This is a genomic window from Nocardioides daphniae (genome assembly GCF_004777465.1).
Classification (GTDB): Bacteria; Actinomycetota; Actinomycetes; order Propionibacteriales; family Nocardioidaceae; genus Nocardioides; species Nocardioides daphniae.
In genome coordinates, this window is the sequence record NZ_CP038462.1 from 623,310 (window position 1) to 642,294 (window position 18,985).

The following is an 18,985-nucleotide window of genomic DNA, read 5'->3' on the forward strand; positions in this document are numbered from 1 at the left end:
CTCTGACCCCTGGTCCCACACCCTCCCCCCACGCAACCCGGAAAAGAGAACGTCATGGAATTCGGCATCCTGATGGGCGACCAGCCGGTCTCCACCTCGGCCGAGGAACACCTCGACCTCATGCTCCGCAAGGTGGAGGCCGCGCAGAAGGCCGGCTTCACCTACCTCACCATCGGCCAGCACTACCTGTACGACGGCTTCCGCTGGTTCCAGCCGGTGCCGATGCTCGCGCGCCTCGCCGCTGAGCTCGACGACCACGTGAAGATCGGTGCGACGGTGCTCGTCGGCCCGCTGCACCACCCAGTGCAGTTGGCCGAAGACCTGGCGACCCTGGACGTGGTGACCCGCGGCAAGCTGGTCGTCGGCATCGGCACGGGCTACCTGCCGCACGAGTACGAGGTCTTCAACAAGCCCTTCAAGCAGCGCTACTCGCTGCTCGAGGAGCTGATCGAGGTGATGACGAAGGTCTGGACCCAGGACCGCGTCACCCACCACGGCAAGTTCTTCGACATCGAGGACAGGCCCACCCACCTGCACCCGATCCAGAAGCCGCGCCCGCCGATCTGGCTCGGCGCGATGAAGGAGATGGGCGTACGCCGCGCAGCTCGCCACGGTGATGTCTGGACGATCACGCCGCAGCAGACCATCGAGCAGGTGGAGGAGCTGGTCGGGGCCTACCTCGACGAGCGGGCGAAGTACGACCTGCCGCTCACCAAGTTCCCCCTGCGCCGCGAGCTCCACCTGGGCTCCGACCCCGAGGACGCGCTGCACAAGTTTGCCGAGGTCGCCCGGGTCAAGTACGTCTCGTACGCCGACCAGGGCATGCAGCTGCTCGACAAGGAGCGCGTGGAGCGCGAGTTCCTGGACAACGTCAAGGACCACGTCCTTCTCGGCAACGGTGAGCAGGTGCGCGACCAGATCCGCGACATCGCCGGCCGCCTCCCCGTCGGCCCTCTGCTGGTACGCCCGCACTGGCCCGGCATGGACGCCAAGCAGACCGAGGCCTACCTCGAGGAGGTCGGCCGCGAGGTCGTGGAGCCGCTGAAGGACCTGGAGAGCATCGGGTTCGACGAGCTGGCGGTGCCGCAGCCTGCGTGAGGTTGCTGCTGTACGACGTCGAGGGGCCGCCCGGGGGACCGGGCGCCCTCTTTGTTGCGTGTGAGCCCGTGCGTGCATGACATGACGTGATCGGAAGAGATCGAGGGACACCGAGGGGGATCGATTGGTTGGCGCGGTCGACGCCCGGTAGATCGCCGACTGAGGTTCCATCTTCTGGCAAATCTGTGTAATCTGAGATCTGTCAGACTGGAAAGACTGCGCACTCGGAGGTTAAACAATGCCACACCGTATTGAGATCGACGACGAGGTGTACGCCGAGTTGGAGCGGCATGTCCAGGGCTTCGAACAGCCCAACGACGTGCTCCGCCGACTCTTGCTCAGGGGCGCTGGATCGCAAGCTGCGGTGGTTGCCCCAAGCAGGAAGGGCAAGCTCTTGCCGCTGATCCAGGCGGAGCTGGTCGCCGCTGGCGATGTTCTGGTCCATGAGCGAAAGCGGAAGGGTGACAAGTTCGAGGCTGTCGTGACTCAGCAGGGATGGTTGGACATAGGGGGGCGTCCTTATCAGGCGCCGTCACCGGCCCTAGGCGACTTGGTCGGGTCGCAAATCGACGGATGGCGCAACTGGACGCACGTCAAGTCAGGAAAGACACTTCGGGAGTTGCGGACCGAAGCAGGATTCTGACGTCGAAAGGGTCCAGGGCCACCCCACGCGTGGCTTGTTGTTTGCTGTTCCACCCCGTTCAAGCCACCCGCGCGTCGTAGTAGGGGGCCATGGTCCGTTGGATAGTATCGAGATGCTGAGCGGTCCGACGCTGCTCACCCGGGTCTGCTGAACGATCAGGGGACTTCTGATTACGCTGCCTGATCGGCGGCCTTGGTCATGATGAGTTCGAACTCGGCCGGGGTCAACCGTCCGAGGCGTTCTTGGCGTCGTCGGCGGTGATAGGTCCGCTCGATCCAGGTCACGATCGCGATCCGGAGTTCCTCGCGGGTCTCCCAGCGGCGTCGGTTCAAGACGTTCTGTTGCAGCAGCGCGAAGAACGATTCCATCGCGGCGTTGTCACCGGCTGAGCCGACTTGGCCCATCGATCCGACCAGGTGGTGACGCCACAGCGCCTGCTGCAGCTTCCGACTTCGAAATTGCGATCCTCTGTCCGAATGCAGCCGGCACCCGGCCACCGACAGGCCCTCGACGCCGCGTCTGGCGACGGCGTTGTTGAGGGCGTCGACGGCGATCTTGGACTCCATCCGGTCACTGATGGAATAGCCAACGATCCGGTTCGACCAGACGTCCTTGATCGCACAGACGTAGAGCTTGCCTTCGCCTGTGCGGTGCTCGGTCAAGTCCGTGAGCCACAGCTGATTGGGCCCGGCGGCGGTGAAGTCGCGGCGCACGAGGTCGTCGTGCGCGGGCACCCCCGCCTTGCCCTTGGTGCGGCGCTTCTTCTTGCCGAAGACGCTCCACCAGCCGTTGTCGGAGCAGATCCGCCACACGGTGCGCTCCGATACGGCGTGTCCGGCGTCGGTGACCTCGTCGAACAGGAACCAGTATCCGAACTCGGGGTCGTCGTGGTGGGCGTCGAAGATCGCGTTGGCCAGATAGGCCTCACGCAACTCCGAGTCGGTGACTGGAGCGGCCAGCCACCGGTAGTAGGGCGAACGTGCCAGACCGAGGACCTGCAAGGAGACCTCGGCCGGGATCCCGCTCGCCGCGAGGTCTCTCACGAGCGGGTAGAGCCTTCTCCCGGGAGGTGCGCCTGAGACAGATAGGCGGCCGCGCGACGCAAGACCTCGTTCTCCTGCTCCAGGCGCCGGATCCGACGTCGTGCCTCGCGCAACTCGATAGCCTGGTCCTTGGTGACGCCGGGCTTGATCCCGTCCTCGATGTCGGCCTGCTTGAGCCACTTCGACAACGTCACCGGGTGCACACCAAAGTCATGCGCGATCTGCTCGAGAGTCTCGCCCGGACCACGATCCCGGGCCACCCGGATCACGTCTTCCTTGAACTCTTTGGGATACCTGCCAGCCACAGTGGACATCCTTCCAGCCAAGACCCTCGTCCTAGCCGTTCTGGAAGTCCCCTATACGTTCAGCAGACCCACCGCTAGCCAGTGGACTCGTCAATCCCGCCGCTGCCGATAGAACACTCGGCCCGTCAGATTCTCGACCATCTCGTCCAGTTCGTCTGATGAGGGGCGCCTATCCTTCCACGCACGCAGGTCTTGGGGTCGGAGCTTCTCTGCGCGCTTCCGATCAAGTCCGTAGTACTGCACTTTTTCGCTGGTGAGGGGGTCTGGCATGCGGAGGCGCACGTGGTGTGGCTCTGTGGGAACGAGCAGTTTGACCTTTAGGTATTCCAAGGGCTTGACCGCGCGGACATCGAGCGGCGAGAGGCCGTTCCTATTGCACGCGATGACTTGCTCAACCAGATCTCGCAGACGCCAATTCGTCCAAGTTCGCTCGCCTCGCCCCTCGGCGCCTCTCGCGTTGACCGACTTGTTGCTCGGCTTGGAAGACGTCCGCGGCTTTGGCTCGTAACTCATCTCGACAACCCCCAGGTGCCTAACGTGATTGTGTCTGTTCCACATCAATATCATCGGTCGGCGTCCGACCAACACGAAAATTCTGCGCATCACGGCACTTGATGCCACGACGCTTCGCTGCGCGACCCACTCGCGGCGAAGTGACGCACGTCAGCCTCACCTAGCCGCGCAACTGTCCCGCCGGATCTCGATATTCAGTACGCGCGTCTCGGCAGAGAATGTGCTGCGTACTTTTCGAAATAGCACGGTGTTGTCTGGAGTGCGCATCGACGGACGATGGCGCGGGGAGTGCTTCCGTCGCGCGGCGGCGCTCGTTCTGAGTTTACCTCCAGTCGACGTCGCGGTCGGCCGGGGCGAGGGGGTCGAAGACAGAGAAGTCCAAGCCCAGCACCCAATCCTGGACCAGGACTCCGTGAGCTGCCCGAAGGAACTCGGCTGCGGCTACCCAGAAGTCGGTCCAGATGGTTTGGTTCCGATACCGCTCCTCAAGGTTCCGGGGCGACACAAGAACGTAGTCGGCCGTCCTCGCATCATCGTCGACTTGGATGGAGAGGAGATCGTGCGATCTCAACTCTCTCGACGAGAACTCGAACTCTTCCTCCCGATGGCGAGTGATTCGATTCATCACGATCTCGAACGGCACGGATGGCTGGGAGGTTGTCCAATCGCCCAAGCGGTAGCCGACGTCGGCGGAAGGGCAGCCTATGGTCCACGGACCGAGCAGCTGCGTATGGGTCTCGGGAGCTGGCTGCGACAGGCCCTGGAGGCCGGGCAGCACGTGGCTGCCCGCGTCATTGTGGGTGAAGTGACGCTGGTTCGTAGTTGGTCCGGCCGCCACCAGGCCGAGACAGCGCCCACCAACGCCATCGGCCGCCCGGTTCCCCGGGCGGCCGCTGCGCAGCGTACGAAACCTCAGGCGTCGACCGGGCGCTTCAGCATCAGCCCGGCGCGGTGGGCGATGTGCACGACCTCGTCGCGCTGGTTGTAGCCGCGGTGCTCGAAGGTGACGATGCCGGAGTCGGTGCGGCTCTTGGACTCGCGCTTGCCGAGGATGGTGGTCTCGGCGCGCAGGGTGTCGCCGTGGAAGACGGGCTTGGGGAAGTCGAACTTCGTGTAGCCGAGGTTGCCGAGCGTGGTGCCCATGGTGAGGTCGTAGACGATCATCCCGCCGATGAGGCCGGCGGTGTAGAGGCTGTTCATGAGCCGCTGGCCGGTGGGGTGGTTGTGCTTCATGTATTCCGCGTCCAGGTGGAGCGGGGCGGGGTTCATGGTGATCGAGGTGAACAGGACGTTGTCCATCTCGGTGACGGTGCGGGACCAGGGGTGCTTGAACTCCTGGCCCTCCTCGAACTCTTCGAACCACATGCCGGGCATGGGGTGCTCCTCTCGTGCGGGTGGTGCCGGCGGCGCCGGCGGGGGATGGGTCAGGTCTGGTCGTTGAGCGTCGTCACGACGACGGGTCGGGCGGGGTGCATCCCGATGAGCAGCAGCATGCTGAGCGCACTCACCGCGAAGCAGAGGCCGAAGCCGGGCACGAGGCTCCCGGTGAGGTCGGCGAGCGCCCCCATCAGGAACGGGCCCGCGGCGCCGGCGTGAAGGAGAAGAGCATCGACATCGAGCTCAGGCGGGTCGCGTCCTCCGGCGACGTCGCCTCGTCCTGCACCTTCACCAGGGCCAGGCTGCTCGCGCCGCCGATGCCGAAGCCGGCCAGCAGCAGACCGGGCAGCGCCAGGCCGGCCGGCGAGATGGTCAGCAGCAGGGTGCCCAGGGTCGACGTCACCATCACGACCGCGAAGACGCCGCGCCGACCCCGGATCCGGTCGGTCAGCGCCGTCAGCCCCAGGATCGAGATCAGCTGCACGCTCTGGAAGAGCACCAGGTAGAGCGCGGCCGTGTGGGCGTCGATCCCGTGCTCGATGAAGAGGCTCGGCAGCCAGGCGATCACGCCGAAGCCCAGGAACATCGGGACGACGTAGACCGCAGTGACGAACCACGCGCGCCGCTCACGCAACGGCAGGGAGACCCGTTCGGCCGGACCGCTGCGCTCCGGCATCCCGGCGCCTGCGCTGCGTACGGCCGCCAGCCCCAGGACCAGCAGCAGCGCCGCGCCGCCCCACAGGCCCAGCGCCACCCGCCACCCGCCGAGCTGGTCGGTGATCGGCTGCGCCGTGCCGGCCGCCAAACCGACACCGAGCGCCATCGACGTCGAGTAGACGCCGGTCGCCAACCCGCGGAAGCGCGGCAGGTAGTGGGCGATGAAGGCCGGCACCAGCGTCGAGATCGCGCCCAGCGCCCCGCCGATCAGCGCCGCCGAGGCGATCAGCGGCAACGCCGAGTCGATCCACAGGCGCGACAGCTCGGCCACCCCGAGGAAGGCCATCAGCGAGATCATCGACCGGTCCGCGCCCAGCCGGGTGGTGAGCGCGTGGCCCATCGGCGCGCAGACCGCCATCGCCAGGATCGGCACCGAGGTCAGCAGGCTGGCTGCCGTCTTCGTCAACGACAGGTCGTCGCTGATCGCCGGCACCAGGGGAGGGGTCACGCCGAAGACGGCGCGGATGTTGACGCCGATCAGCACGACCAGCGTCAGCGCGAGCCACGTCGAGAGCCGGCGCCCCTGGCTGCTGGCAGGCGCCAGCTCGACGCGGGCGAGCGCGGGCTCGGAGGTCATGGTCGTCAGCCCAACGCTGCGACCGGGCCGCCGATGGCCGTACGAGCCGGGATCAGCTCCTTGCTCAGGTCGACGCCCAGCCACGCGGTCAGCACGCCGTCGCGGCTCCAGGTCGCGCGCAGCAGCGAGCCGTCCTCGGCCTTGTCGATGGCCAGCACGTCGTCCGGGGCGTGCACCCCGACGTACTGGAGCTTGCGACCGAACTGGTCGGACCAGAAGTAGGGCACCGGGTCGTGCTCGGGGCCGGTGCTCCAGTCGAGCAGGCTGGTCGCGGCGGCGGTGGCGACCATGGCGGCCTCGTCCCAGTGCTCGACGAGGCGGTGGGAGTCGCTGTGTGCCGACCAGCGCTGCGCCACGTCGCCCAGCGCCACGACGCCGGGGACGTTCGTACGGCAGCGGGTGTCGGTGAGGACGCCGCGGTCGAGCTCGAGGCCCGAGCCCGACAGCCAGGCCAAGTCGGGGCGTACGCCGATGCCCGTCACGACCACGTCGGCCGGCAACACCGTGCCGTCGTCGAGGTGGACGCCGTCGGCCTCCACCGAGGTGACGCCGGTCGAGGTGCGCAGGTCGATGCCCTCCCACCAGGCGCGGGTGGCGGCGCCGACCTCGTCACCCAGCACGCCGGCCAGCGGCTCCGCGCCGAACTCCACGCAGGAGACCACGCAGCCCGCGGCACGGGCCGCCGTCGCGACCTCCGCGCCGATCCAGCTTGCCCCCACCACGACCACGCGGGCCCCGGGCACGAGCCGCTCGCGGAGGGCGAGCGAGTCGTCGAGCGTACGCAGCGTGAGCTGCGGCCCGTCGCCGGGCAGGCGCAGCGGCGCCGCGCCGGTCGCGATGGCGAGGGCGTCGTACGCGATCGCGTCGGCCTCGTCGCTGCCGGCGTTGACCATGACCGTGCGCGACTCGGTGTCCAGCCCGGTGGCCCGGGTGCCGAGGCGCAGGTCGACGTCGAGCTTCGCGGTGTCGAAGGGGAGCGGGGCGTCGTCGCGCTCGCCGGCCAGCACCTGCTTGGAGAGCGGTGGGCGGTCGTAGGGTGCGACCTCCTCGGCGCTCAGCACCGTGATCGAGCCGCGGAACTTCTTGCGCCGCAGCACCGCGCAGAGCCGGGTGGCGGCGAGCCCGCCGCCGACCACGACGACCCGGCCGTGCTCGAGGTCGAGGGCAGGCGTCGAGCCGGGGTCACGGCGGTCACGAGGTCACGCCTTCTGCTTGGTGTAGTGCTCCGCGAAGAGCGGGGTGTCGCCCAGCAGGCGCTCGCCCGGGGTGAAGGTCACCGGGATCGTGTGGAAGCCGGCGTTGGTGCCCTGGTCGGGGTAGCGCACGACGTTGTCGAGGTCGACCTCGTAGTCGCCCATCCGCGACAGCACCTGGCGGATCATCTCGCGGGCCATCGCCTTGCCCATGTGGGAGCCGGCGCAGCGGTGGATGCCCAGGCCGAAGGCCACGTGGCGGTTGGGCCAACGGGTGATGTCGACCTCGTCGGGGTTCTCGAACTGCTTGGCGTCACGGTTGGCCGAGGCCCACGAGACCAGCGCGCGGTCGCCCTTGCGCACCGGGCAGCCCTGGAACTCGGTGTCCTCCATGATCGTGCGGGCCAGCGCCTGGGTGGGGGAGAAGACCCGCAGGAACTCCTCGACCGCGATGTCGACCATCGACGGGTCGTCGATCAGCCGCTGGCGCTGGTCGGGGTTCTGGTAGAGCCAGACCAGCGACTGGGTGACCAGCGAGGCGGTGGTGCCGACGCCGCCGGAGATCACCAGCTCGAGGATCGAGTAGACCTCGTCGTCGTCCATCCGGCGCCCGTCGACCTCGGACTCGATGAAGTGGGTGGTGGCGTCGTCGCTGGGGTTGGCCCGGCGGTGCGCGATGTGCTCACGCACGGTCTTGCTCACCCACGGCACGGCCACCTCGGCGGCGTGCTGGTACTCCGGCGACCCGGGGGCGGCGGCGACCAGGGTGTGCATGGCGTCGACGTAGTTCTGGTACTGCGAGGGGTCCAGGCCCAGCCAGTCGAGCGTGACCGAGGCCGGCACGCTGGCGACGATCGCCAGGTCGGCCTCACCCTTCTCGATGATCGTGTCAATGAAGCCGGTGACGTAGTGCTTGATCACGGCGTCGAGGTTCTCGACGGCCGCGGGGGCGGTCACCTTGTTGACGGCCTTGCGGTAAGGCCTGAAGTGCGGCGGGTCGAGCTCGATCGGGATGTGGAAGGCGGTGGGCGCCTTCGGGATCGTCACCGAGAGTCCGGGGCCGCCGTACTCGTCGTGGCGGCCGGAGGAGAACAGGTCGTCGTTGCGCGACGCCTCGAAGACGGACTGGTAGTCAGCCAGCACCCAGTAGCCCCCATGGGCCTCCGTCCAGGCCACCGGCGACTCCTCGCGGAGCTTGCGGTAGATCTCCACGTGGTTCTCCGCGTGCTCGGCCGAGTGGTGGTCGAAGTGGGTCACGGGGCAGCGCGGCTGGTCAGACATGTCCGTCATTCCTCCTGGGGGCCAAGGGGTTCCTTGGGTGAGCAGGATCATGATAATAGTTATACCCAGCATGGAGTCAAGGAAGATCGTCGTCAGGAAACCGTCGGTCCTCACCCACACTCCCCAGCCGGCACCGACGGTGCGAAGTTCAGGAGGAGCCACCATGAAGGTCGTCGCAGATCTCGACAAGTGCCAGGGACACGGCCTCTGCCGCATGTCCGCCCCCGACGTCTACGACGTGACCGTCGACGAGGGCCAGGTGATCGTGAAGTTCGACGGGGAGATCCCCGCCGAGCTCGAGGACGCCGCAGCGCTCGGCGTCGACTCCTGCCCCGAGATCGCCCTCACCATCGAGGACTGATCCGCCGGTGACCCGTGACCCCGGCCTCCCACGCGGCGCCGGGGACCGGGACGGAGCCAGGCACGCGGTCGGCCTCTTCGCCTTCGTGCTGCTGGCCACCTCGGTGGCGGTGCCGACCGTCGTCGGGCTGCTCGCCGTCGAGCTCGAGGGAGACCTCGGGCTCGACGACGCACGTCTGGGCCTGGTCGTCTCCGCCTTCTGGGCGGTCACCGCGGTGACCGCGCCGCTCGCCGGCCGCTGGGTCGACCACCGCGGGTGGCGGCTCGGTGCCCTGTGGGGTGCGCTGACGACCGCGACCGGGCTGGTCCTGGCCGTCGCGCTCGTCGACACCTGGACCGAGCTGCTCGCCGTGCTCGCGCTCGCCGGCGTCGGCTATGCCTTCGCCTCGCCCACCAGCAACATCGTGGTGATGTCGCTGGTCGCGCCCGGCCGCCAGGCCTCGGTGCTCGGGCTCAAGCAGACCGCCCCGCCGCTGCTGATGGCCGCCGCCGGTGCCGTGCTGCCGGCGCTCGCGCACGCCCGGGGGTGGCGGACCGCAACGGCCACCGTGCTCGTGCTGCCGGTCGCCGCGCTCCTGCTGGGCTCGCGGCTGCCCCGGCCGCGACCTCCCGCAGCGTCCGCGGTGGGGGCGAGCGGGCTGCGTACGCCGGGGGAGCGCAGGCGCGCACGTCGAGCCCTCGCGCCGCTGGTCGTTGCGGCGGGGCTGGGTACCTTCTCGGTCGCCACCCTGACCGGCTTCGCGGTGGTGACCCTGGTTGCGGCCGGGCACGGTCCGGTCGTGGCGGCAGGCGTGGTCTCGGTGGGCAGCCTCGTCGCCGTGGTGGCCCGCGTCGCCGCGGGGCGCTTCCTCGACGGACGCCCCGCCTCCGACGTGCGCCCTCTGCTGGCGGTGATGGGCGCGGCGGCCGTCGCGCTGCTGCTGGTCGCGCTCGGCAGCTACGGCCTGGGGCGTGCGCCCGGCCCCGGCCCGTGGCAGGTGCTGGTCGTCGTCGGGGTGGTCATCTCGCTGGTGGCCGCCTGGACCTGGCCGGCACTCCTGCTCATCGGCGTGGTGCGCGGCAGCGAAGGAGCCGGCGCCGCCAGCGGACTCATCCAGCTGGGCAGTGGCATCGGCTCGGCCGTCGGGCCTGCCGTCTTCGGCCTGCTCTCGAGCGTGGGCGGCCGGGGGTGGGCGTGGGCAACGATGGGTGTGCTCACCGTCGTCGCCGCGTCGCTCGTACGACGCCCGCCCAGCCCCCGGCCTCCTGGGGGTGGACCTACTTCGTGAAGGCGCCGGCGTCAACGGTCATCGTCGTGCCGGTGACGTAGCGACCGTCGTCGCTGGTCAGGTAGAGGATCGCGTTGGTGATGTCGTCGCACTCGACCCACGGCACGGCGAGCGAGTTGAGCCCGATCATCCCGGACCGCCTTCTCCTCGGTGGGCTCCGTCGTCGGGCACGAACATCGAGTAGGTGCCCGGGTTCTTGACCATGATCGTGGCGACGTTGGTCGGGTGCACCGTGTTGACCCGGATGTCGTAGGGCGCCAGTTCGTTGGACATCGTGCGCATCAGGCCGACGATGCCGTGCTTGGCGCTCACGTAGTGGGCCACGTGCTGGATGCCCTTGAGGCCGCCGATCGAGCTGGTGAAGACCATCGAGCCGCCCTCGCCCTGCTCGATGAGCTTCGGGATGGCGACCTTGGCGGTGTGGAAGACGCCGGTCAGGTTGACGTCGATCATGTCCTTCCACATCTCCGACGACAGCTCCCACGACTTGCCGTAGGTCGCGATGCCGGCGTTGGCCAGGACGATGTCGATGCGTCCGAGCTCGGCGACGCCCTCGTCGAAGGCAGCCTGCAGGCCGTCGAGGTCGCGTACGTCGGCCTTGCGCGCGACGATGCGGCGACCGGTCGCCTCGACCTCCTTGACGGTCTGCTGGAGCTCGTCGTCGGTGGCGAGCGGCTAGAAGGGCGTCACGGTGTCGATCTGCTCGCAGATGTCCACGGCGATGATGTCCGCCCCCTGCTCGGCCATCCGGACGGCGTGGTTGCGTCCCTGGCCGCGGGCGGCGCCGGTGATGAACGCGACCTTGCCTTCGAGTCGACCTGTCATTGGTGGCTCCATTCCATGCGCATGATTGGACCATTGATGATCCACGTCACATCTGGACGGCGTCAACCCTTGCGGGGCGGTAGCGCCTGGGTCCGTCCTGGAGATGGTCGAACGTTCGTTCATTCCGGGAGGCCCCCGGGGGAGGCTCGTCGCCGGAGTGGAGGGGGTGACAGGACTCCATTCTTAGTGATAATAGTGATCACAGTTGTTGGTGACCCCCGCCGCGCTCCCACCCTCCAGGAGGAACCCCCATGGACTTCGACGTCGACGAGACCCACGAGGACATCCGCAAGGGGGTCCGCGCGTTGTGCGCGAAGTTCCCGGACGAGTACTGGATGGAGCAGGACGAGAAGCACGAGTTTCCGTGGGACTTCTTCAACGCGGTCGTCGACGGCGGCTGGCTGGGGCTCACCATCCCCGAGGAGTACGGCGGCGGCGGCATGGGCGTGATGGAGGCCTCGATCGTCGAGCGCGAGATCGCCGCCTCGGGCGCCGGCATGGGCGGCTGCAGCTCGGTGCACATCGGGATCTTCGGCTTCGAGCCGATCCTCCAGCACGGCAGTGAGGACCTGAAAAGCGCTTCCTGCCCCGCGTCTCCACCGGTGACCTGCAGATCTCCTTCGCGGTGACCGAGCCCGACGCCGGCACCGACACCACCAACCTCACCACCTTCGCCAAGAAGGTCGACGGCGGCTGGCTCGTCTCCGGCAAGAAGGTCTGGATCTCCAACGCCAAGCAGGCCGAGCGGATGCTGCTGCTCGCCCGCACCACCCCCAAGGACGAGTGCCAGAAGAGGACCGACGGACTCACCGTCTTCTTCGCCCCGATCGACCGCGACAAGGTGACGATCCGGTCGATCCCCAAGATGGGCCGCAACTCGGTCGACAGCAACGAGCTCTTCATCGACGAGCTCTTCGTGGCCGACGAGGACGTCGTCGGCGAGGTGGGCAAGGGCTTCCGCGTCATCCTCGGCGGCCTCAACGCCGAGCGCGTCGTGGCGGCCAACGCGATGCTGGGCATCGGCGAGGCGGCCCTGCGCCGCGGCACGCAGTACGCCAAGGACCGCGTCGTCTTCGGCCGCCCCATCGGCCAGAACCAGGGTCTGGCCTTCCAGCTCGCCGAGGCCAAGATCCGGATCGAGGCGGCCGACGCCGTGCTGCAGAAGGCGACCTGGATGGTCGACAACAACCACCCGGAGGCGGGCGCGCACGCCAACTACGCCAAGTGGCTCTGCGCCGAGGCCGGGTTCTACGCCGCCGACGTCGCGCTCCAGGTGCACGGCGGCATGGGCTACAGCAAGGAGTTCCACGTCGAGCGCTACTTCCGCGAGGCCCGCCTCATGCGGATCGCCCCGATCAGCCAGGAGATGGTCCTCAACTACGTCGCCGAGCACGTGCTCGGGCTGCCGCGCAGCTACTGAGGTGACGGCCATGACGCAGACGCAGACGAGTCAGTCGCAGGCCCCGTCGCTGGGCGAGCGCGCCCTGCTCCACTTCGCCGCCACCGACCTGCTCAACCGCTACCAGGCGCTCGTCGACGCCAAGGACCTGGCGGGCCTCGCCGACGTCGTCACCGACGACGTCGAGATGGTCCGCGTCCAGGGCTCCGGCCGCGGGCGCGAGGCGTTCCTCGACGTCTACCGGGCCTTCGTGGCCTCCGACGTCGACGTCGCCCAGCACATGGTGAGCAACGTACGCGTGTCCCCGCTCGACGGCGAGGCGCAGCGCGTCGACGCCTGCTTCTGGGTCGTCACGACCCACGAGGCCGGCGGCGCCCGCCAGGTCTGGGGCCGCTACAGCGACGACATGGTGCCCACCGGCGACGGCTGGCGGCTCTCGGCCAAGCGGATCCGGGTGGTCCGCACCGCCGTCGTGCCCGAGGAGGCGTTGATGCCCCTCGACGCGACGTCGTTCGGGCCCCTTCCTGACTGAGCCTGCCTGAGCCTGACTGAGCCCAGCACCTGATCGAGGCCAGCTCGTCCGGGCGTGGCCTGACCGAACGACCCCTGACGCAGGAGAGACAGTGACCACGCAGACGACAGCTTCCGCGACCTCGACCGGCCTCACCCTCGAGGAGCGGGTCCGCCGGCTCGAGGACAAGCAGGCGATCCACGAGCTCGTGCACCTCTACGGGTTCGTCATGGACGAGCGCGACATCCCGGGCCTGTCCAGCCTCTTCACCCATGACGCCCACCTCGGCTCGGCCGACGGGGTCTTCGACGCCGACGGGCTGGAGACGATCGCCCAGACCTACCAAGGCCGCTACGACGCCCTGGGTGCCACGCACCACTTCATCCACTCGGTGCTCACCCGCCTCGACGACGCCGACCCCGACCGGGCCGAGGGCCTGGTCAGCGGCCACGCCGAGGTGGTGCGCAACGGCGAGACGATGGTGGTGGCGCTGCGCTACCACGACGTCTACCGCCGCACCGAGGACGGCTGGCGGATCGCCGACCGCGTCATGGGCTACATGTACTACCTGCCCGTCACCGACTACGTCGAGACGATGAAGAGCGACGACCGCAGCCTCGTCTACGGTGACCCGCGCCCGGCCGACTGGCCGTCGGTGCTGCACGGTCACGACCTCGACTGGCTGCGGGCCTTCTACTCCGGGGGCGAGGGATGAGGACCGGCGGGCTCGGGGACGCCGGGACTCCCCAGGGGCGCGACGACGTGGTCGACGTCGTCGTGCTCGGCAGCGGCTGCGCGGGCATGACCGCCGCGCTGAGCGCTGCCGACCACGGGGCCGAGGTCGCGCTGCTGGAGAAGGCTGACGTGCTGGGTGGGACCACCGCACTCTCCAGCGGCGTGGCCTGGCTCCCCGCCAACCGCCACCAGGCTGCGTACGACGTCGAGGACTCCCGCGACGACGCGCTGGCCTACCTCGAGTCGCTCTCCCACGGCTTCATCCGACCCGAGATGGCCGAGGCGTTCGTCGACACCGTCGACGAGATGCTCGACTGGGCCGAGGAGCGCACGCCGCTGAAGATGCGGCTGGTCGCGGGCTACCCCGACTACCACCCCGAGCACCCCGGCGGGAAGCCCGGCGGTGGCCGCTCGACCGAGCCCGAGCTCTTCTCCTTCCACGAGCTGGGGGAGTGGGCCGACCGCTTCCTCGGCTTCCGGCGCTCGATGTACGTCGGTGAGACGCCCGTCGGTGGCGGCACCGGCTTCCTCGAGCCCGAGGAGGAGCAGCGTCGCGCCGACGAACGCCTCGAGGGCCTGGGGCGCGGCATGCTCGGGGCGCTGCTCAAGGGGCTGCTCGACCGCCGGGTCCAGGTGCACACGGGTGCCGAGGCCACCAGCCTGCTGACCGACAACGGCCGCGTCGTCGGCGTCGAGCTCGCCGACGGCCGGCGGGTCAACGCGCGGCGCGGCGTGGTGCTGGCCACCGGGGGCTTCGAGCGCGAGCCCGACCTCGTTCGCGCGTTCCTGCGCGGCCCGATCAGCCACTCGCCCGGCGCGCCGACCAACACCGGTGACGGGCTGCGGATGGCGATGCGGCTGGGCGCCCAGCTCGACGTGATGCGGGAGGCCTGGTGGGTGCCGGTGGTGACGCTGCCGGGCCACGAGGGGGAGCAGTACTCCGGCCACGGCGTGCAGCTGGTGCAGCGCGAGCGCACCCTGCCACGCACGATCATGGTCAACGCCCAGGGCCGCCGCTTCACCAACGAGGCGGCCAACTACAACGCGCTGGGCGCGGCCTTCCACGTCTTCCACCCGACCCGCTTCGCCTACGAGAACCAGCCCGCCTGGGCGGTCTTCGACCAGGGCTTCGTCGAGGCCTACGGGGGCTACGGCGTCCCGCCCGGTGGTGAGATGCCGGCGTGGATGACCCGCGCCGACACCGTCGCCGGCCTGGCCGAGGCGATCGGCGTGCCCGCCGACGAGCTCGACGCCACCGTGGAGCGCTGGAACGACCTCTGCGCGCAGGGCCGCGACGTCGACCACGGGCGCGGGGAGTCGGCGTACGACGGCTGGTGCGGCGACCGCGCCCACTACCCGGGCGCCGCCGCGACCCTCGGGCCGCTCGACCGTGGTCCGTTCTACGCCGTGCCCGTGCACTCGAGCTCGCTCGGCACGAAGGGTGGCCCGCTGACGACGCCCGACTGCGAGGTCGTCGACGTCGACCGCGAGGTGATCCCCGGCCTCTTCGCCGTCGGCAACGTGATGGCTGCGCCGACCGGGATGGTCTACGGCGGTGCCGGCGGGACGCTCGGCCCGGCGCTGGTCTTCGGGTATCGCTGCGGGCTGGCCGTCGCCAAGGCCTGACGCGCGCCAGTGGTCAGTTAGTGGCCTTCAGGCGCGGGAACACGCCCACCAACTGACCAGTGGCGCAGGCGGGGCGCCGCGGATCGGCAGCCGGATCACTTGATCGTGTGACCTAAACCATATATACAGTGTTCATCAATAGGGGACGCCCCACCCGAGGGTGCGCCCCCGAGCCGAGGAGATCCCATGACTGACCGCTCTGCCGTCGAAGACCTCGCCAACCGTTACTCGCTCGCCTACGACACCGCCGACCTGGACGGCATCGAGGCCGCCTTCACCGAGGACGCGACCTTCTCGATGAAGATCGCCGGCAACGACCCCATGTCGTTCGGCCCGCGCGCCGCGATCATGGACCTGATGCGCAACTCGCTGTCGTCGCAGACCGACCAGCGCCGCCACGTCAACAGCAACCTCATCGTCGAGGGCACCGAGGACGGCGTCACGCGTACGAAGCACTACCTCACCCTCCTGGCGACCGAGGACGGCCAGATCAGCCTCCTCTCCGCAGGGCTCTACTCGGCCGAGATCGTCGAGGAGGGCGGGACGCTGCGCTTCCGCAAGCTCCACCTCGACCTCGACAAGGCCTACTGAGCCGCCACCGCCCCCTTCCATCCCGAGGACCACGCATGAACCAAGGACTCATCCCCGCCAAGTGGGCGCGCCTGACCCCGCGCGGGCAGGCGATCTACGACGCCGCGGACGACCGCCGCGTCACCTGGGGCGACTTCGACGAGCTCGTACGCCGCCTCGCCAACGGCCTCCTCTCGCTCGGCCTCACCAAAGGCGACAAGGTCGCGATGCTCTCGCGCAACTGCGTCGAGTTCCAGGCGCTCTACTTCGCCGCCGGCCGCGTCGGCCTGGTCACCCAGCCGCTCAACTGGCGCCTGGCCACTCCGGCGCTCGTCCAGGTGGTCAAGGACGCCGGCCCCAAGGTGCTGATCACCCAGGGCGAGTTCGCCGAGGTCGCCATCGCCGTCGAGCGCGAGGTCGACCTGGTCGCCTCCCTCTCCTTCGGCGAGGGCTCGACCGGCAGCTTCGACGAGCTGGTCGCCCGCTCCTCCGACCTCGAGCCCGACCAGTCCGACAAGGTGGGGGAGGACGACCCGTTCTTCCTGCTCTACACCGGCGGCACGACCGGCGAGTCGAAGGGCGCGCTGCACACCCACCGCAGCGCCGCGGCCGGCATGCTCAACCAGACCGTGGCCGAGCGCATCGTCCCGACCGACGTCTACATGCTGACCGGGCAGATGTACCACATCCCGATCGTGCTGGCGATGAACTACCTCAAGCACGGCTGCCCGCTGGTGCTGATGAACTTCGCGCCCAAGCTCGCCCTCGACCTGATCGAGAACGAGAAGGTCTCCGCCTTCCTGGGTGTCACGACGATGCTCAACTGGATGATGGCCGAGCCCGACTTCGCGAGCCGCGACCTCTCGAGCCTGCGCAACATCCAGTACGGCGGTGGCCCGATGCCGTCACAGATCGTGCGGCAGGCGCTCGACTCCTTCCCGTGCACGCTGATCCAGGGCTACGGGCAGACCGAGGGCACCACGATGACCTTCCTGTCGCAGGAGGACCACCTCGACGCGATCAACGGCAAGCACCCCGAGCGGCTCAAGTCGTGCGGGCGTGAGGGCTTCGTGACCAGCGTCCGGGTCGTCGACCTCGACGGACGCGACGTGCCGAAGGACAACCGCACTCCCGGCCAGATCATCGTGAAGAGCCCGGCCAACATGGTCGGCTACCTCAACCGCCCCGACCTGACCGCCAACACCCTGCGCGACGGCTGGATGTGGACCGGCGACGTGGCCACCTGGACGAGGACAGCTACGTCTTCATCGTCGACCGGGCCAAGGACATGATCATCTCGGGCGGCGAGAACATCTACTCCGTGCAGGTCGAGGAGGCCATCGCCTCCCACCCGGCCGTGCTCGAGTGCGCCGTGATCGGCGTGCCCGACGACGAGTGGGGCGAGACCGTCAAGGGCTTCGTCGTGCTCAAGCCCGGCATGGAGGCCAGCGAGCAGGAGATCATCGACCAGGCCAAGCAGAGTCTGGCCAGCTACCAGAAGCCGCGCTCGGTCGAGTTCGTCAGCGAGCTGCCCAAGGCGCCCACCGGCAAGATCCTCAAGCGCGACCTGCGCAAGCCGTACTGGGAGGACCAGGAGCGGAATGTCTGACCCCAGCCCGATCGACCCCACCGACACGGACTACGCCGACCGCGTCGGCCGCGAGTTTCCCGGGGGCGAGTACACGCTCGCCCCCTGGCGCACCTGGCTCGTGGCCGACACCCTGCTCGACGACCCCTGGGACGAGGTCCCGCACCCGGTCCTGGCCTGGATGGCCGGGGTCGCCGGGTCGGGCCTCACCTGGGACGACCTCTTCGCCTGGTTCGACGCCAGCGCCGAGGACGGCCCGATGTTCGGCGAGCACGAGACCACCCTGCACCGACCACTCGAGGGCGGGGCGACGTACAAGGTCTCGGGGCGGATCGTCTCCGTCGAGCGCAAGGTCGGGCGCCGCGCCGGCGCCATGGACGTGGTCGGCTACGAGCTCGACCTGCACCTGCCCGGAGCCGGTGGCAACGGCGGTGGCGAGCACGTCGCCCGCTGCTACAACTCGATCGTCTTCCCCAGGAGGTCGGCATGACCACGCTCGCTGACGTGGAGGTGGGCACCGTGATCCCGCCCCTGGAGCTCGTCGTCGACGGGGAGAAGATGAAGGTGATGGCGGCGCTGCTCGCCGACCCCAACCCGATCCACTTCGACACCCGTGCGCTCGCCGCCCTGGGCATGGACGAGCGTCCGGTCAACCAGGGCCCGCTCAACATGGGCTACCTGCAGACCATGCTGGCCCGCTGGGCCGGCGGTCGTGACCGGCTGCTCACCTTCCGGGTGCGCTTCCGCGGCAACGTGCTGGCGGGCGACACCGTACGCGCGCAGGGCACGGTCGCCGAGGTGCGTGACACCCAGCGTGGCCGGGTGGCCACCTGCGACATCAGCCTGGAGGTCGTCGGCGGCGACGTCGCGCTCTCCGGGACCGCCGACGTACTCCTCGAGGAGGCACCGTGACTCTCGTCCACGAACCGTCCGAGGGGCGGCTGCAGTTCCAGCTCGCCTACGGCGACACCGACACCGTCGGCATCGCCTACTTCGGCATCTACTACCGGTGGATGGAGCGCTGCTACTCCACGTGGCTCTACGCGCTGGGCATCCGTAGCGGCCAGATGGCCGAGGACCTGGGCGTCGTCACCGTCGGCATCAGCTCCGGCTGCCGCTACGTCGACACCGTCGAGGTCTTCGACGAGATCACCTGCCAGGCGGTCGCCGAGAAGATCGGCACGAGCTCCTACGCCGTCGGCTTCGAGTTCACCCGCGGCGACCAGCTGGTCACCAAGGGGCAGATGGTCTTCGCGGTGCGTGACCCCGAGACCTTCGGCAAGGCGCCGATCCCCGAGCGGCTGCTCAAGGCGCTCGGCGAGCTGCCGACGCCGCGGTTCGAGATCCAGGTCTGAC

25 protein-coding genes and 1 pseudogene are annotated in these 18,985 nt (G+C 69.0%); 15 read left to right on the forward strand and 11 right to left on the reverse strand.

Annotation, left to right across the window (positions count from 1 at the left end; all coding sequences use genetic code 11):
- Positions 1-54: 54 nt before the first annotated feature.
- Entirely contained in the window at positions 55-1,098 is a 1,044-nt protein-coding gene (locus E2C04_RS02990) for an LLM class flavin-dependent oxidoreductase (protein WP_135831486.1), read from the forward strand.
- Positions 1,099-1,300: 202 nt separating this feature from the next.
- Here the strand turns inward: E2C04_RS02990 and E2C04_RS19175 are convergent, their stop codons facing one another.
- Positions 1,301-1,543 (reverse strand): hypothetical protein, encoded by a 243-nt coding sequence (locus tag E2C04_RS19175; protein WP_135831487.1) that lies wholly within the window; start codon positions 1,541-1,543, stop codon positions 1,301-1,303.
- Between E2C04_RS19175 and E2C04_RS21795 the strand changes: the two genes are divergently transcribed.
- The gene (locus E2C04_RS21795) at positions 1,463-1,741 is read left to right on the forward strand and encodes a restriction system modified-DNA reader domain-containing protein (RefSeq protein WP_371870078.1); all 279 of its coding nucleotides are present in this window, start codon (positions 1,463-1,465) and stop codon (positions 1,739-1,741) included. The genes E2C04_RS19175 and E2C04_RS21795 overlap by 81 nt on opposite strands.
- Before the next feature lie 170 nt (positions 1,742-1,911).
- Here E2C04_RS21795 and E2C04_RS03000 read toward each other — a convergent pair.
- The 7 genes from E2C04_RS03000 to E2C04_RS03025 all read right to left on the reverse strand — a co-directional run bounded on the left by E2C04_RS03000 (position 1,912) and on the right by E2C04_RS03025 (position 8,747).
- Positions 1,912-3,098 (reverse strand): IS3 family transposase gene (locus tag E2C04_RS03000; RefSeq protein WP_135831488.1). Its coding sequence is split into 2 segments (ribosomal slippage): positions 1,912-2,802 and positions 2,805-3,098, totalling 1,185 coding nucleotides; the frame shifts between segments, so codons are not numbered across the junction.
- A gap of 826 nt (positions 3,099-3,924) precedes the next feature.
- Positions 3,925-4,245 carry a hypothetical protein gene (locus tag E2C04_RS03005; RefSeq protein ID WP_135831489.1) on the reverse strand — a complete coding sequence of 107 codons (321 nt, stop codon included), beginning with the start codon at positions 4,243-4,245 and terminating at the stop codon, positions 3,925-3,927.
- Positions 4,246-4,514: 269 nt separating this feature from the next.
- Positions 4,515-4,976 carry a MaoC family dehydratase gene (locus E2C04_RS03010; protein WP_135831490.1) on the reverse strand — a complete coding sequence of 154 codons (462 nt, stop codon included), beginning with the start codon at positions 4,974-4,976 and terminating at the stop codon, positions 4,515-4,517.
- Between the two features lie 50 nt (positions 4,977-5,026).
- Positions 5,027-5,170: a hypothetical protein gene (locus E2C04_RS17605; protein ID WP_158630579.1), complete on the reverse strand. Its 144-nt coding sequence runs from the start codon at positions 5,168-5,170 to the stop codon at positions 5,027-5,029.
- Entirely contained in the window at positions 5,170-6,273 is a 1,104-nt protein-coding gene (locus tag E2C04_RS03015; protein ID WP_135831491.1) for an MFS transporter, read from the reverse strand. The genes E2C04_RS17605 and E2C04_RS03015 overlap by 1 nt, the downstream gene beginning before the upstream one ends.
- Before the next feature lie 5 nt (positions 6,274-6,278).
- Positions 6,279-7,409, reverse strand: a complete 1,131-nt coding sequence (locus tag E2C04_RS03020; protein WP_135831492.1) for an NAD(P)/FAD-dependent oxidoreductase — start codon at positions 7,407-7,409, stop codon at positions 6,279-6,281.
- Between the two features lie 63 nt (positions 7,410-7,472).
- Positions 7,473-8,747 (reverse strand): cytochrome P450, encoded by a 1,275-nt coding sequence (locus E2C04_RS03025; protein WP_135831493.1) that lies wholly within the window; start codon positions 8,745-8,747, stop codon positions 7,473-7,475.
- 163 nt (positions 8,748-8,910) lie between these two features.
- Here E2C04_RS03025 and E2C04_RS03030 point away from each other — a divergent pair, with 163 nt between their 5' ends.
- Both E2C04_RS03030 and E2C04_RS03035 read left to right on the forward strand, forming a co-directional pair.
- Entirely contained in the window at positions 8,911-9,108 is a 198-nt protein-coding gene (locus E2C04_RS03030; protein WP_135831494.1) for a ferredoxin, read from the forward strand.
- A 7-nt stretch (positions 9,109-9,115) separates the two neighbouring features.
- A complete protein-coding gene (locus E2C04_RS03035) occupies positions 9,116-10,375 on the forward strand; it encodes an MFS transporter (RefSeq protein WP_135831495.1) in 1,260 nt (419 codons plus the stop codon).
- On the opposite strand, the gene E2C04_RS20665 is transcribed toward E2C04_RS03035, so the two are convergent.
- The 3 genes and pseudogenes from E2C04_RS20665 to E2C04_RS20675 form a co-directional block, all read right to left on the reverse strand.
- Positions 10,365-10,505, reverse strand: coding sequence for an SDR family oxidoreductase (locus E2C04_RS20665; RefSeq protein WP_275106553.1), 141 nt, complete (start codon positions 10,503-10,505; stop codon positions 10,365-10,367). The genes E2C04_RS03035 and E2C04_RS20665 overlap by 11 nt on opposite strands.
- Positions 10,502-11,029: pseudogene (locus E2C04_RS20670) on the reverse strand (SDR family NAD(P)-dependent oxidoreductase); the annotation flags it as partial. The pseudogene E2C04_RS20670 and the gene E2C04_RS20665, both read right to left, overlap by 4 nt.
- 21 nt (positions 11,030-11,050) lie before the next feature.
- The gene (locus E2C04_RS20675) at positions 11,051-11,200 is read right to left on the reverse strand and encodes a hypothetical protein (protein ID WP_275106554.1); all 150 of its coding nucleotides are present in this window, start codon (positions 11,198-11,200) and stop codon (positions 11,051-11,053) included.
- Positions 11,201-11,451: 251 nt separating this feature from the next.
- Between E2C04_RS20675 and E2C04_RS18425 the strand changes: the two genes are divergently transcribed.
- The 11 genes from E2C04_RS18425 to E2C04_RS03085 all read left to right on the forward strand — a co-directional run bounded on the left by E2C04_RS18425 (position 11,452) and on the right by E2C04_RS03085 (position 18,984).
- Positions 11,452-11,829 carry an acyl-CoA dehydrogenase family protein gene (locus tag E2C04_RS18425; RefSeq protein WP_202977866.1) on the forward strand — a complete coding sequence of 126 codons (378 nt, stop codon included), beginning with the start codon at positions 11,452-11,454 and terminating at the stop codon, positions 11,827-11,829.
- Positions 11,826-12,620 (forward strand): acyl-CoA dehydrogenase family protein, encoded by a 795-nt coding sequence (locus E2C04_RS03045; protein WP_202977867.1) that lies wholly within the window; start codon positions 11,826-11,828, stop codon positions 12,618-12,620. Before E2C04_RS18425 ends, E2C04_RS03045 begins: the two co-directional genes overlap by 4 nt.
- 10 nt (positions 12,621-12,630) lie before the next feature.
- The gene (locus E2C04_RS03050; RefSeq protein ID WP_135831496.1) at positions 12,631-13,131 is read left to right on the forward strand and encodes a nuclear transport factor 2 family protein; all 501 of its coding nucleotides are present in this window, start codon (positions 12,631-12,633) and stop codon (positions 13,129-13,131) included.
- 91 nt (positions 13,132-13,222) lie between these two features.
- Positions 13,223-13,825 (forward strand): nuclear transport factor 2 family protein, encoded by a 603-nt coding sequence (locus tag E2C04_RS03055; protein ID WP_135831497.1) that lies wholly within the window; start codon positions 13,223-13,225, stop codon positions 13,823-13,825.
- Positions 13,822-15,471, forward strand: a complete 1,650-nt coding sequence (locus tag E2C04_RS03060) for an FAD-dependent oxidoreductase (protein ID WP_135831498.1) — start codon at positions 13,822-13,824, stop codon at positions 15,469-15,471. Before E2C04_RS03055 ends, E2C04_RS03060 begins: the two co-directional genes overlap by 4 nt.
- A gap of 186 nt (positions 15,472-15,657) precedes the next feature.
- Positions 15,658-16,062 (forward strand): nuclear transport factor 2 family protein, encoded by a 405-nt coding sequence (locus E2C04_RS03065; protein WP_135831499.1) that lies wholly within the window; start codon positions 15,658-15,660, stop codon positions 16,060-16,062.
- 35 nt (positions 16,063-16,097) lie between these two features.
- Positions 16,098-17,333 carry an AMP-binding protein gene (locus tag E2C04_RS03070; RefSeq protein WP_202977868.1) on the forward strand — a complete coding sequence of 412 codons (1,236 nt, stop codon included), beginning with the start codon at positions 16,098-16,100 and terminating at the stop codon, positions 17,331-17,333.
- On the forward strand, positions 17,264-17,650 hold the full coding sequence (locus E2C04_RS18430; RefSeq protein WP_202977869.1) for an AMP-binding enzyme: 387 nt from the start codon (positions 17,264-17,266) through the stop codon (positions 17,648-17,650). The genes E2C04_RS03070 and E2C04_RS18430 overlap by 70 nt, the downstream gene beginning before the upstream one ends.
- A complete protein-coding gene (locus tag E2C04_RS03075) occupies positions 17,643-18,119 on the forward strand; it encodes a hypothetical protein (RefSeq protein WP_135831500.1) in 477 nt (158 codons plus the stop codon). The genes E2C04_RS18430 and E2C04_RS03075 overlap by 8 nt, the downstream gene beginning before the upstream one ends.
- Positions 18,116-18,541 (forward strand): MaoC family dehydratase, encoded by a 426-nt coding sequence (locus tag E2C04_RS03080; RefSeq protein ID WP_202977870.1) that lies wholly within the window; start codon positions 18,116-18,118, stop codon positions 18,539-18,541. The genes E2C04_RS03075 and E2C04_RS03080 overlap by 4 nt, the downstream gene beginning before the upstream one ends.
- Complete coding sequence (locus tag E2C04_RS03085; protein ID WP_135831501.1) at positions 18,538-18,984, forward strand: acyl-CoA thioesterase; 447 nt, start codon at positions 18,538-18,540, stop codon at positions 18,982-18,984. The genes E2C04_RS03080 and E2C04_RS03085 overlap by 4 nt, the downstream gene beginning before the upstream one ends.
- The last annotated feature ends 1 nt before the right edge of the window (position 18,985 follow it).